11 protein-coding genes are annotated in these 13,410 nt (G+C 58.5%); 2 read left to right on the top strand and 9 right to left on the bottom strand.

The annotated features are described in order from the left end of the window. Window positions 1-84 precede the first annotated feature (84 nt). The 6 genes from ACQKPC_RS07155 to ACQKPC_RS07130 all read right to left on the bottom strand — a co-directional run bounded on the left by ACQKPC_RS07155 (window position 85) and on the right by ACQKPC_RS07130 (window position 6,244). Window positions 85-507: an AprI/Inh family metalloprotease inhibitor gene (locus ACQKPC_RS07155; protein ID WP_427623853.1), complete on the bottom strand. Its 423-nt coding sequence runs from the start codon at window positions 505-507 to the stop codon at window positions 85-87. Between the two features lie 97 nt (window positions 508-604). Then, the gene (locus ACQKPC_RS07150) at window positions 605-2,062 is read right to left on the bottom strand and encodes a serralysin family metalloprotease (RefSeq protein ID WP_427623852.1); all 1,458 of its coding nucleotides are present in this window, start codon (window positions 2,060-2,062) and stop codon (window positions 605-607) included. A gap of 402 nt (window positions 2,063-2,464) precedes the next feature. After that, complete coding sequence (locus ACQKPC_RS07145; protein WP_427623851.1) at window positions 2,465-3,550, bottom strand: polyamine ABC transporter substrate-binding protein; 1,086 nt, start codon at window positions 3,548-3,550, stop codon at window positions 2,465-2,467. 44 nt (window positions 3,551-3,594) lie between these two features. Next, window positions 3,595-3,936, bottom strand: coding sequence for a cupin domain-containing protein (locus tag ACQKPC_RS07140; protein WP_427623850.1), 342 nt, complete (start codon window positions 3,934-3,936; stop codon window positions 3,595-3,597). Between the two features lie 34 nt (window positions 3,937-3,970). Further along, entirely contained in the window at window positions 3,971-5,377 is a 1,407-nt protein-coding gene (locus ACQKPC_RS07135; protein ID WP_427623849.1) for an NAD(P)/FAD-dependent oxidoreductase, read from the bottom strand. A 51-nt stretch (window positions 5,378-5,428) separates the two neighbouring features. After that, a complete protein-coding gene (locus tag ACQKPC_RS07130) occupies window positions 5,429-6,244 on the bottom strand; it encodes a helix-turn-helix domain-containing protein (protein ID WP_427623848.1) in 816 nt (271 codons plus the stop codon). A gap of 277 nt (window positions 6,245-6,521) precedes the next feature. Between ACQKPC_RS07130 and ACQKPC_RS07125 the strand changes: the two genes are divergently transcribed. After that, complete coding sequence (locus tag ACQKPC_RS07125; protein ID WP_007896200.1) at window positions 6,522-6,797, top strand: DUF1652 domain-containing protein; 276 nt, start codon at window positions 6,522-6,524, stop codon at window positions 6,795-6,797. A gap of 212 nt (window positions 6,798-7,009) precedes the next feature. Here the strand turns inward: ACQKPC_RS07125 and ACQKPC_RS07120 are convergent, their stop codons facing one another. From ACQKPC_RS07120 to ACQKPC_RS07110, 3 genes are all read right to left on the bottom strand, one after another. Then, window positions 7,010-8,191 (bottom strand): cystathionine gamma-synthase, encoded by a 1,182-nt coding sequence (locus ACQKPC_RS07120; protein WP_427623847.1) that lies wholly within the window; start codon window positions 8,189-8,191, stop codon window positions 7,010-7,012. Further along, window positions 8,188-9,564, bottom strand: a complete 1,377-nt coding sequence (locus ACQKPC_RS07115; RefSeq protein ID WP_427623846.1) for a pyridoxal-phosphate dependent enzyme — start codon at window positions 9,562-9,564, stop codon at window positions 8,188-8,190. The genes ACQKPC_RS07120 and ACQKPC_RS07115 overlap by 4 nt, the downstream gene beginning before the upstream one ends. Window positions 9,565-9,853: 289 nt before the next feature. Further along, the gene (locus ACQKPC_RS07110) at window positions 9,854-12,328 is read right to left on the bottom strand and encodes a UvrD-helicase domain-containing protein (RefSeq protein WP_427623845.1); all 2,475 of its coding nucleotides are present in this window, start codon (window positions 12,326-12,328) and stop codon (window positions 9,854-9,856) included. Between the two features lie 279 nt (window positions 12,329-12,607). Here ACQKPC_RS07110 and ACQKPC_RS07105 point away from each other — a divergent pair, with 279 nt between their 5' ends. Then, the gene (locus ACQKPC_RS07105) at window positions 12,608-13,303 is read left to right on the top strand and encodes a pirin family protein (RefSeq protein WP_427623843.1); all 696 of its coding nucleotides are present in this window, start codon (window positions 12,608-12,610) and stop codon (window positions 13,301-13,303) included. Window positions 13,304-13,410: the final 107 nt, after the last annotated feature.

The raw sequence follows: 13,410 nt of genomic DNA, 5'->3' as shown, positions 1-13,410 counted from the left end.
AGAATTCCTGTTATTGATCGGCTGCTTATAACGGCAATAACAAGCTTTATATTCAGCGCCTGGTGCCTGTCCGACATTTTTCACTTAAGGCGCAGTGCGCTCGAGCGTAATGATCAGACCTGACTTCAAGGTGCTTTTATAAAGCCCCTCACGCTGTCGGCTGAAAAACACAATTCTTGAGCCTTCTTTACCGGTCACGGCAATGCCATCCGGTTCCGGGAACCAGCCAATCGCCGAATCGTTCAGCCAGGCGCCGAGGCAGTCGGCCCCCTCGCCCAGGGTCTGGTTCAAATTGAACTCGATCGTGCAAACATTCGACGGTTTGTCCTGCAGTGCCTGGGACTCGGGGGAGTCTTGCGCGGTATTCAAGGTGGCCTGCCATTTCCCGGCGAGTTCCGACGGGTCGGCTAATTTCAGACTGCTTGCCATGGCTACCTCTCCAAGAAACATCATCAGCGTCGCCAACAGCCACGCGGTTGCTTTGTAAGTAAAAGCGTTCTGGATCATAGGGCGTTTTACTCTGGGTTGTAGCCTTACTCATAACACTTACCGTTCAAGGGACAGAGAGCGGCGCCTCAAGCGCCGCCCTCCTTTTTGCCTTGAATCAGGCCACGATGTCCGAGAACGCCGCCTGGCCAACGGTGCTGACCAGGAAGTCAGCCACTCCGTGCCCGGAGAAGTCCACCGACAACAGGCTGTTACCGCCCGAAGTGGTCAACACTGCATCGCCTGCCGCACCAGTGAACGAGTTCACGAAATGCAGGCCCGCGCCTTTGGTGATGCCGGTCAGGTCGATCTTGTCCAGGCCACTGACAAAGTCGAGGATCTGGTCGACGGCACCTGGCTTGGAGTCGCTGCTGGCCGCGAACACAAAGGTGTCCGAACCCGAACCACCCCACAGTTTGTCCGAACCGCCCGCGCCGAAGAGGATGTCGTTGCCGGCACCGCCCTTCAACTCGTTGGCCACGCTGTTACCGATCAGCAGGTCGCTACCCGAACCGCCAATCGCGTTCTCGACGGTGACACCCTTGGCAATGGACACGTTGCCCACCATGCCGCCAACATCGGAGAACGAGGCTTCATTGAGGTTGATCTTCTGGTTTTGGGTAAAACCGGAGAAATCCAGGGTGTCCTTGCCGCCCGCATCCCAGACCGAGAACACGACTTTGTCCGACGACGAAGACGCGCTCAGGAAGTCGCGACCGGCGTTGGAGTTGAAGCCGTAGGTGGTATCACCGGTACGGGTGGTGGTGTTGGCACCGTAGAGTTTCTGGATGGCGGCGATATCGTCCATCAGCGGGCCGGACGCATAGGCTTCCACACCGCCCTTGCTGAAGTTCTGGTCGGTATTGCTCTCGCTCCAGTAACTCATGACGCTGTAACCGCGGGTGTCTTCGCCGTAGGTCGCGTCATTGTAGGTCGGTGCGCCTTCACCAGCGTTGTAGTCGCCAGGGTGAGCCAGGCCCAGAGAGTGACCGATTTCGTGGGTCAGGGTCTGACGGCCGTAGTTGTTCAGATCTGGCGTCTTGTTGACGTTATAGCCACTGCCCGTCAGATACCACGAAGTACCGTCATAACCTGCACCGGTGCCTGGCAAGTAGGCGAATGCTGCCGCGCCATCCTGACCACCACTGTAGTTTCCGAACGTCATGTGACCGTCACCGCCGGAGGACTTCTCGGTGAAGGTGACATTGGCCACGTCGGCCCAGGATTGCATGGCGAGTGCGGCCTGTGCTTTCTGTTGCGCGCTGAACTGACTGAACCCGGTGATGCCGTGCTTGTTCATGGTGCTCGATGAGGCCGAGGTCAGGAACGTGTAGGTGAGTTCGATTTTGCCGCTGCCGTCCTTGTCCTGGTAGGCAGCGCCGTCACGCAGCAGCTGGGTAGCAGCCTCGTCGACGGAGAAGGAGGGTTTGCCATTGACCGTGAGATTGCCACCCCGATCATACTGATGGCTGAAACTATCGATCTGGTTGTAGGCGGAACTGGGTGCAGCCAGCGCTTGCAATGGCGCAAAGGCCTGTTCGGCAAGATCAATAGCGTTGTCTTTTACTTTCGACATAAACACACTTCCTTGTTTAGCAATGGAACAGTTTTTGTCCGATACGACAATCTCTGGCGAGATCGTCCTATCACTCGCCCAATGAAGGCGTATAAAAACTGACACAATTCGAAATCAAACGTCTACATTTTTTTTGACGTCAAATTGAGTGATTCCGGCGAACTCCAGTAAACAATGCGTGCGCTGTCGAAATATAGTTTGTAGTTGAAGGTTTTAGCCGGATTGTCCGACAATTTGCTATTTAAATATTAAATATGGGTAAGTTGTTTTTCTGTAGATGAGTTCGCATTTTTTCGGACTTATTAATATAAGTGCCAGTGTATTGCTATCAAGCAAATTAAACACTCAGTTAGTTGTAGCAGTGGCCAGGGACAGAGCTCCGTGACCACGCGAGAAATCGACTCAGCTACCCGTACGAATCTTGTTCCACACCCGCGTCCGCACCCGGTCAATGTTCAACGGCATCGCCTCCAGCGCAAACAATTTGCCCATCATTTCCGGGCTCGGATAAACCTTGGTGTCGCTCTTGATGGCCGGGTCGATCAGGCTGTCGGCCTGTTCGTTGCCGTTGGCGTAGTGCACGTAGTTGCTGATGCCAGCCATGACATCGGGACGCAGCAGGTAGTTCATGAAGGCGTAGCCGGCCTTCTCGTCCGGGGCGTCGGCGGGCATGGCGACCATGTCAAACCAGATGGCGGCGCCTTCCTTGGGGATTGAATAGCCAATGTCGACACCATTCCTGGCTTCCTTGGCGCGGTTTTCCGCCTGGATAATGTCGCCAGAGAAACCGACGGCCACGCAGATGTCACCGTTGGCCAGGTCGCTGGTGTATTTGGACGAGTGGAAATAGCTGACATAGGGCCGGACTTTCATCAGCAGCGCTTCTGCCTTTTTATAGTCCTCGGGGTTCTTGCTGTGATGCGGCAGCCCCAGGTAGTTCAGCGCCGCCGGCAACAGTTCGGGGCCGTTGTCGAGAATGGCGACGCCGCACTTTTGCAGCTTTGCCATGTTCTCGGGTTTGAAGATCAGGTCCCAGGAGTCCACCGGTGCGTTGTCGCCCAACACTGCCTTGACCTTGGCTACGTTGTAGCCAATGCCGGTGCTGCCCCACAAATACGGGAAGCCATGCTCGTTGCCCGGGTCATTGGCCTGCAACGTCTTGAGCAACACCGGGTTGAGGTTTTTCCAGTTGGGCAACTGACTCTTGTCGAGTTTTTTCAGGGCCCCACCCTCAATCTGTCGGGCCATGAAGTGGTTGGACGGGAACACCACGTCATACCCGGATGTGCCGGTCATCAACTTGCCATCAAGGGTTTCGTTGCTGTCGAAGACGTCGTAACTGAAGGCGATGCCGGTTTCTTTCTGGAAGTTCTTGGTGGTGTCCGGGGCGATGTAGTCCGACCAGTTGTAGATTTTCACGGTCTCGGCGGCCTGGCTGAAGGTCGCGACGAGCGCCAGTGGAGCAAGCGTCAGTGTCTTTCGGATCATGGGGCGATTCCTGTATGAGTTGTTGTTGGCAGGCAATCAGAAGATCAAAAAATCAAAACGTAGGTCTTGCGCACGGTTTCCTGGATGTCCCAGATGCCGAGGCTGTTGGCTGGCAACATCAGTGCATCGCCGGCTTCTATGTAGAGGGTTTCACCGTCGTCCGGAGTGAAGGTGCAGCGGCCCTGAATGAAGTGACAGAATTCCTGGGCAACGATCTGCCGGCGCCAGCGGCCGGGCGTGCATTCCCAGACGCCGGTTTCGACACCATCGTCGCGTTCGACGCTGGTGGTCGAGGCCACCGCCACTGGCGCGCCCAATGGCACGGCTACCGGAGTCGACTCTTCCAGTGTCAGGGTTGCGGTGTTCTTGAAGTGAGTGATTGGCATGGGGGGAGTACCTGTCGATTGAGAAAAATGCCGTTCAGTGCATGAAACCTTCCATGAACCCCGCGACCCGGCTGGCCAGTTTGCGACGCCAGGGCGCGGTAGTCGGGTTGGCCAGGGTCTGGTCTTCGTGGACGAAGCTGCGGATGATCGCGTTGTAGCCCAACCAACGGCAGGGCTCGGGCTCCCAGGCTTTGAGCGCGTCGAGACCACCCTGACGAATGACCCACGGCTGGCGGATCAAATCGGAGTCGCGCTGAAGAATCAGGTCGGCCAGCGTCCGCCCGCCGAGGTTGCTGGCACCGACGCCCTCCCCGCCATAACCGCCGGACAAGGCGATGCCGCTGGCCTGATCGCAGAGCATGTGCGGCTTGAAGCGCCGGGCCATACCCAGGTTGCCGCCCCAGGCATGGGTAATTCGGACGTTCTTGAGCTGCGGAAAAAGTTCGCTGAACAGGTAGCGCCGCAACTCTATTTCGCTGGCGGTCAGGTCGAAGTCATGGCGCAACTTGCCTGCAAATTGATAGCCTCCACGGGCACCGAACACCAAGCGGTTATCCGCCGTGCGCTGGCCATAGGTGACTTGGCGACTGCTTTCACTAAAGGCCTGACCGTGGCTGAGGCCGATTTCGTCCCAGGTCGCGGCGGACAGTGGTTCGGTCGCCACCAGCAAACTCTGGACCGGCAACTGATAACGGTCCAACGGTGGCAATGTGGCCGCATTCCCTTCTACCGCCGGCACGATCCAGCGGCTGCGAACCTGAGCCTTGGCCGTACGCAAACTGCCTGACTGCCATTGAATGACCGGGCTGTTCTCATAGATGTTGACCCCCATGCGCCCCACCGTCCGCGCCAGACCTCGGACCAACTTTGCCGGGTGAATGGTCGCTACGTGCGGTGCATAGATACCGCCATAAGGCTTGGCAATTCTGATCTGTTGCGCCAATTGCCCGGGACTGAGCCAGCGATAGTCGCTGTCGGTCAGTCCTTGGTGGTACAGCGTGTCCAGATAATGACGCAGGCTGGCTTCCTGCTCTGGATAACGCGCAGCACAGTAAAGCACCCCGCCTTTGCGATAATCGCAGTCGATGCCTTCTCGTTCGAGAACGATCGCTACTTCATCAGGGATACCGTGCAGCAGTTCGAAAGAGGCGCGGCGCTGTTCGGCCGGTAAATCGGCGAGTAAGCGATCTTCGCCCAGCAGGTTGCCCATCAGCCAACCGCCGTTACGGCCCGAAGCACCAAAACCGGCGGTTTGGGCTTCGACGATGGCAATGTCCAGCTCCGGTGCCAGGCGCTTGAGGTAATACGCGGTCCAGAGCCCGGTGTACCCGGCGCCAATGATGGCCACGTCGACGTCCAGATCTTGTTCCAGTGCCGGGCGTGCCAGCAATGGCTCGTCGAGTTGATCCATCCATAAACTGATCGTGCGCCAGGCCTGCATGCAAGACTCCACCACTGAAAACTTCGATGGCGTCGATCCTAGTGCGCGGGCTCAGGGATTGTCTTGCGCGCGTGCACGCAAAGAAATTTGTTTGGCGTAAGCCTTGGGCGACAGGCCGGTGTGTCGACGAAAACAGCTGTAAAACGCCGATAACGAATTGAAGCCAGCCGCGAAGGCCAGTTCGTCGATGCGCAGTGGCGGCGTGGCGGCGTCCAGTGCCGCAAGCAAATGCTGCAGCCGCGCCTGATTGACGTAACGGTAGAAGCTTTGCCCGAGCACCTGATTCAGCAGGTAAGAAATCTGATTGCGGCTGTACCCGCACTCCTTCGCCACCCGCTGCAGGTCGAGTTCAGGATCCAGATAAGGTTGCTGGCGCTGGAAGTACTGCTGCAAATCATCGGCCATGAAACTCAGCTGCCGCGGTGACAGCCCGAGTCGACTGACCGCCGGGCGCAGGTTGCGCGCGGCCTTGTCGGTCGCTTGCTCATGCACGAGCGTGGCGTATTCATTGACCCGCCAGATCAGCCCGTCACGTACGGTAATCGCCTCGCTGGTACGAAACGACACCAGCCCCTCGCCGCCGCGAAGGGTGATGCGGTACTGAATGAACGCCGTGTCGTCGTCCAGACGAATACGGTCTGAATGCTCCAGGGCTTCATCCGGATCGCGGGGCATGCTGTCGCGCACATACTCGCGCAATTCATCCAGCCCCATCATGCGATTCTGGAAAAAATCGTTGTACTGAACGTCCGGGTGATAAAGCGCCATGACGCCGTCCAGATCCCGGTGTTTCCAGCGCCGGTGGTAACGCATGACCGTCTCGCCCGTGGCCTGGGTTTGCAACGGAGCATCATCATCGGCGTGCATAAAGGACTCAATGAGAAAAAACCGAGCTTGCCGAAGTTCTCGCCAGGCTTCAATGGCCCCGTGGAATGCCCCGGTAATATTGGCCTTTCGCCACAAAATCGGTGTCTCATGATCTGCGTCAAAAAAAAATGAACCAATCGCTAAACGGACTGAAAAAATCCACATGACTTTCACATCCGGATGCTACTTTTAAAGACAGTCACCGGTTGAGCCATTGAAGGTTCTTCCCTCCTGACATGAGCTAAAGGAAGCGCTCGATGATTAAGGTGGGCAACACATGAATAAAGGTTCCTTCAGCAAAGTCACTTTTCCAAATGCCTGCCAGCTGATGCGCTGGCATTTTCATCCCATGGGTTTCGAAGCGACCATGGATGCGCCGGGCAGTATGGTTGCGCGGCTGTTCGACCGCGCCAGTGGCGAAACCATGATCGCCATTGCCGGCATTCCTTGCGCAACGGTCATGAATGCGGCGGATGTAGAACGAATCATTGAAGCTGTGGAAGATGAGCTGGAGGCGTTCATTCCGCCGGAGGCCCTCAGGAGTTATGCCTGACGACCAGCGCGCCACAAAACCTGTGGGAGCGGCCTGTGGCTAGAGAGCTTGCCTGTGGCGAGGGGGCTTGCCCCCGTTCGGCTGCGAAGCAGTCGCAAAACCGGTTGATGCGTTTTACCTGAAGATACGTGGTGGTTTTTTTTGGGGCCGCTACGCGTCCCAACGGGGGCAAGCCCCCTCGCCACACCAGCCCGCTCCCACATTTATTGCGTTTAACCGATCCGCATCAGCGCCTGAGCCAGATCGGCACGCAGGTCTTCGACATCCTCAACCCCCACTGACAAACGCACCAGCGCATCGCCGATGCCGAGTTGTGCCCGGGTTTCGACGGGGATGCTGGCATGGGTCATGATCGCCGGGTGCTCGATCAGGCTTTCCACCCCGCCCAGGCTCTCAGCCAGGGCGAAAATTCGCACACTCTCAAGGAAACGCTTGGCACCCGCCAGGTCACTGTTCAGGTCGAGGGAAATCATGCCGCCGAATCCACGCATCTGCCGTCGCGCCAGTTCGTGCTGCGGGTGTGATGGTAGGCCTGGATAGTAAACGCGCGCCACCTGCGGCTGACGCTGCAGCCATTGCGCCAGCTCCAGCGCGTTGCTGCAGTGGCGTTCCATGCGCAGCGCCAGGGTCTTCACACCGCGTAATGTGAGAAAAGCGTCGAACGGCCCGGCGATAGCCCCCACCGCGTTCTGCAGAAAACCCAGCCGCTCGGCCAGCTCTGCGTTTTGCCCGACTACCGCGATGCCGCCGATCACGTCGGAGTGACCGTTCAGGTACTTGGTCGTCGAGTGCAGCACGATGTCGAAACCCAACTCCAACGGCCGCTGTATCCACGGGCTGGCGAAGGTATTGTCGGCCACACAGATGATGCCTCGCTGACGACAGATACGCGCGACGGCGTCGAGATCCGTGAGGCTCAGTAAAGGATTGCTCGGCGTCTCGACCCAGACCATCCGCGTGTCGTCCTGCAGCGCCGCTTCGAAGGCCGCCAGATCAGTCAGATCAACAAAACTGAAACGATGCCCGGCACTGCGCCGTCGCACCTTGTCGAACAGCCGGAATGTACCGCCGTACAGGTCATTGCCGGAGACGATATGGGCGCCGACGTCGAGCAGTTCGAGCACGTTGGCGATCGCCGCCAGCCCGGAAGCGAAGGCGAAGGCCCGAGTACCGCCCTCGAGGTCCGCCACGCAACGCTCCAACGCAAAGCGCGTCGGGTTGTGCGAACGCCCGTAATCGAAACCCTTATGCACACCGGGGCTCTGTTGCAGATAGGTGGAGTTGGCGTAGATCGGCGGCATCAGCGCCCCGGTGGAAGGGTCCGGTGTTTGTCCGGCATGGATCACACGGGTGGCAAATCCGCGTGGCGCGGCGGTTTCATCGTGCTGACTCATGCGAGGGATCTCCGCAAGTGATTGAGCATGTCGACGCGAGTAATCAGGCCGTGGAAGCCCGAAGTGTCGGCGATGATCGCCACCAACCCACGATCGAGCACCGCCTCCAGCTCAGCAAGACTGGCGCCGGGAGGCAGGGTTTCGAGCTTGTCGGTCATCGCGCTGGTCACGGTCATGCGAAAGTGCGTAGCGTCTTCGTGCACGCCAAACAGAATGTCGGACTCGTCGATGACCCCGACCAGCCGCTGCCCATCCACCAGCACCGGCAGTTGCGATACATCCGCCAGGCGCATGCGCTGGAACGCCGTGAGCAAGGTGTCGTCCGGCCCCACGCTAACCACCCGGCCATCCTCGAAGCGCCGCGCGATCAGGTCACGCAAGTCACCATAGCGTTTGCGCGCAAGCAGCCCTTGGTCGTTCATCCACTGGTCGTTATAGACCTTCGACAGGTAACGGGTGCCGGTGTCGCAGACGAAACTGACCACCCGCTTCGGCTCGGTTTGTTCGCGGCAGTAACGCAGTGCCGCAGCGAGCAATGTACCGGTCGAAGAGCCGCCGAGAATGCCTTCTGCGCGCAGCAGTTGGCGGGCATGATCGAAGCTTTCTTCGTCGCTGATCGAGTAAGCCTTACGCACGCTGGACAGGTCGGCAATCGATGGAATGAAGTCTTCGCCAATGCCCTCCACCGCCCAGGAACCGGGCGTACCAAGGGTGCCGCTGCGACTGTATTCGGCCATCACCGAGCCGACCGGATCGGCCAGCACCATTTCCAGGTTCGGTTGTACGCGCTGAAAGAAACGGGTCAGTCCGGTCAGCGTGCCGGCCGAACCGACACCGACGACGATGGCATCCACATCATGCTGGGTCTGCGCCCAGATCTCCGGCGCGGTGCTGCACTCGTGGGCCAGCGGGTTGGCCGGGTTGTTGAATTGATCGGCGAAGAAGGCGTCGGGAATGTCCTGCGCCAACCGCGCAGCGACGTCCTGGTAATAATCGGGATGACCTTTGCCGACATCGGAACGGGTGATGTGCACCTCGGCGCCCATGGCCTTGAGGTGCAGAACCTTCTCGGTGGACATCTTGTCCGGCACCACCAACACCACCCGATAACCCTTGGCCCGGCCGACCAGGGCCAGGCCCAGGCCGGTGTTGCCGGCGGTGGCCTCGACGATGGTGCCTCCGGGGCGCAGGCGACCATCGCGCTCGGCGGTGTCGATCATCGCCAGGCCGATGCGGTCCTTGATCGAACCGCCGGGGTTCTGTGATTCGAGTTTGAGAAACAGTGTGCACGGGCCGGTATCGAAGCGGCTGATACGCACCAGCGGCGTATTGCCGATCAGTTCGAGCACGGCGGGACGGGAGTCATTCGGCATGTCGTCACCTCGCTGCATGTATCCGCACTGGATGGACAGCGACCTGCGGCGAATCATTGCGCGCCAGTCGCAAGCAAAGCCTCGCTTTGGACCATAGGCCGGGATTGCGCCCCCCGCAACTTTTCGCAGCCAGTCGGTAGCATCCCTGTGGCGAGCGAGCTTGCTCGCGTTGGGCTGCGTAGCGGCCCCAAAAATCTGAGAACCATTGCCGATTTTTTATGAGTGCTGCGCACTCAAGCGGGAGCAAGCTCCCTCGCCACAGGTTTTCTGCTCAAGACTCTCTTGAAAGTCAGGCCGGCACTTTCCCCTGACGATGATCGACAAAGAACGCCTTGCCCTTGCCGATCCGGTCGGAGGCCTTGGGCATATTCGCAGCCGAGGTATCCTGGCCATCGACATACCAGTAGCAATGGCTCACGGCCCGGGTGATGCCCACGTAGGCCAGTCGCAGGATCTCGTCTTTCTGTGCACTGTCGTAAGCTTCGCTGTCGCCGGCCTTGCCGAGTCCGGCCATGCGATAGACCTGATTCTTGTAGGGTGAACTGGTCAGGTGCTGACAATCGCCCAGCAGGAATACCGCATCAGCCTGCAGACCCTTGGCGCTGTGATAGGTCAGTTGTTTGAGCCGTCGAGCGTCGTATGGCAAGCTAGAACCTACATTAACTACAGACTGAATATGCTCTTCAATCAATGACTTATCGCTGCTTTTTCGATAAAGCATCAAGATTGAATCACCCTTTCTATAGTGCTCGATCAGGCGCTGGGCCATGCCCTGGTCATCCCGGTCGAGAACATTCACCGGCAGCAGCGCCTTGGGCTCACCGCTGGCCTTGGCCTTCTTGCCGGCAATCGCTGGTGCCGCGCGGACAATATGCTCCGCCGCGTCGATGATGTGCTGATGGCTACGGTAGTTGTCACTGAGCATCACTTTGGTCGTGCTCGGCGACGGGAATTCCTTGTTGAACTCCATGAAGTAAGTCGGCGAACTGCCGCGCCAGCCATAGATGGACTGCCAGTCATCACCGACACAAAGCAATGACGAACGTTGCGCGCCGCGCCCCACATGCATGGCCGGTCCGCGACTGCGGATCTCCGCCAGGCTGGCGCGAATCCACGAAACGATCTGCGGTGACACGTCCTGAAATTCGTCGATCATCAAGTGCGACATTGGCCTGAGCAGCTCATCGCTCAGCAGCTTGAGATTCTCCGGTGAATGTTCACTGAACAAGGCGAACATCCGGTTGTAGGTCATCACCGGCGGCGATTGATCCAGCAGATGATCTTCCAGCGCCCGCCAGAACAGGCTCAGGGCCTCGAAGAAGAATCGGTCCGGGTCATCCTTGGCGAAACTCATCTGGCCCACAGCATTCGGCACATCCAGGCCGAGGTTTTCAATAAACCCGGCCGCCGCGACAAAACAGTCCAGCAACGGCGCGGAGCCGAGCTCGCCCTTGACCTTGTAATCGAAGCCCGGCCCGGCGCTGGCGTCTGCGCCAAGGGATGCCAAAACACGCTTTGAAGACTCATAACTATCCAGCCATATCAAAGGCTTACGACAGAAAGCTTGAAACAGGGTGCGCTTTACAGCCCACTCTGCGCGCACTGAAAGCTTGGCATTCGGACGGCTGACCTGGGGATTTTCCCGGGGATCGAAACCCAGCACCACCCAGGCGTCGAGCGTCGGAATGTAGCCGTGGCAATGAAAGGTTGAGCCGTTGATGTCGAAGGTCTGACGATTCGGTTCGATGCCCTTGATCGGCCAGGCGCCGGCGCGAAACCATAGGTCTTCGATTGTGTCGCACAGTTCTTCATCGCGCTTGGCGGCGAGTTCAGTCACCGCCATGCGTTTCTGCACGTCCGGGTGATCACGCTCCAGCTCCTTGAGCTGCAAGGCATGACGAGACAAAGGCTTGATCAATTCGCGGAAACGCTCATCGCGGGTGTGCAGGCTGTGATAGCAGGCGTTGAGTTGCTGACGCTGGGCATCGTTGATGCGCAGGTCGAAGGGGTTGCTGTCGACCTCCTCATCGCCGCCTTGCACGCGGTGACTGAGGTTTTCGAAGGCTTGCAGCCGCTCGAAACCTGGCAAGCTGCGGACCATCGGCAGGATGCGTGAGTGGAACGTACGCACCAGATCGCGCGCTTCCTTAAGGCTGATTCCCCGGCCCCAGACTGCAAACAATTCGATCAGTTTGTTGATGAAGTCCTTGCGCGATTCGCGGGTAAAGGTCACCACGGTCATCGAGCTCAATTCAAACCCCAGGTAATGGCTGAGCAGCAGAATTCGCAACACCAGGGTGGTCGATTTGCCCGCGCCCGCCCCGGCGATCACCGAGGTCGACGGTGTGTCGCTGAAAATCATCTTCCACTGGGCAGCGCTCGGCTGGGCATGCGCGGGCAACAGCCGCGCCACGTCGGCCTTCATGCGCTTCTTCAGCTCTGCACTCAATGGCAGCCGCCAATCGTCAAACAGATTGTCATCGACGTTGGGCGGTCGATGTTCGGTTGAGCGTGAGTCGCGAATCAACAGAACCTGCCGACCTTCCTCCAGCCCCTCGAGTTTGCCTTCCTTATAGCCGTAATCCACCCCGGCGCTGTGGCCGCTGCGAAAACCGTCGGCTTGCCCGTGGAGCCAGGATGCACGGTGTTGCGCGCGCAACCGGGTAAGGCCGTGGCCAAAGAACCGGGCGGCCAGGCGCTTGAACAAAGGCATCTCAGCCAAAGGGCGAAGTTCGGGAGGAAGATCGGGGGTGTGTTGCGGCACGCGGACGGACTCCAGGGTGTGAGGCTGTTGAGGGCTATGGTGTCTGCATTTGCCGCTGAGTTCTAGTGAAATGCTTACAGGTCATTGGCTTATGCGATGAAGTGAAGGCTGGATGAGAATGTTTCGAGGTTATTTGATATCAACTAATTCGATTGTATTGAGGCATTTTTTACGCTTTTTATCGATGATTGCCTGATAGATGATGCTCGCCATCAACCACCGGTTCTCGTTTGTGGCTCAGGCGTTCTGCCCCATGACGAACCTTTTCAGGAGACGATCATGCTTGAACTCAGACCTTTCAACTCGCTGGGTGGCGCGCACCATGGCTGGTTGGATGCCCATCACCACTTTTCGTTCGCCGAGTACCACGACCCCAAACGCATGAACTGGGGCAACCTGCGGGTATGGAACGACGATGTGATTGCCCCCGGCACCGGGTTCCCGCAACACCCGCACCGGGACATGGAAATCATCACCTACGTTCGTGAAGGCGCGATTACCCACCAGGACAACCTCGGCAACAAAGGCCGCACCGAAGCGGGCGACGTTCAGGTCATGAGCGCCGGCACCGGGATCGCTCACAGTGAGTACAACCTGGAAGCGACCGAGACCCGGATCTTTCAGATCTGGATCATCCCCAACGAAGCCGGTTCGGCCCCGTCGTGGGGTGCCAAGCCGTTCCCCAAAGGCGAGCGCGAAGGTTTCGTGACCCTGGCCAGCGGCAAGGCCGGCGACGATCAAAGCCTGCACATTCGCGCTGATGCGCGTCTGGTGGCGGCTAACCTGAAGGCCGGAGAATCCGCGGAGCATCACCTGGACAGCGGCCGTCGTGCTTATCTGGTTCCAGCCACTGGAGTCATTGAAGTCAATGGTTTGCGTGCACAAGCTCGAGACGGTGTTGCAATTGCCAATGAGCAGGTGCTGCGCGTAACGGCGATTGAGGACAGTGAGATTGTGTTGGTGGATGTGGCTTGATGCGGTAAATGCGTGTCTAGTCCTGAAATAGGTTTACACCTGTTTCACCCTAACGCCCGATGCACCGCATCGGGCGTTTTGTATTTCAAAGACAGGTGCGGACGCTC

It is taken from the genome of Pseudomonas sp. NPDC089918 (genome assembly GCF_050280605.1).
Taxonomy (GTDB): Bacteria; Pseudomonadota; Gammaproteobacteria; order Pseudomonadales; family Pseudomonadaceae; genus Aquipseudomonas.
Note: the sequence above shows the minus strand (reverse complement) of the source record. Positions and strands in the feature narration are given on the sequence as shown.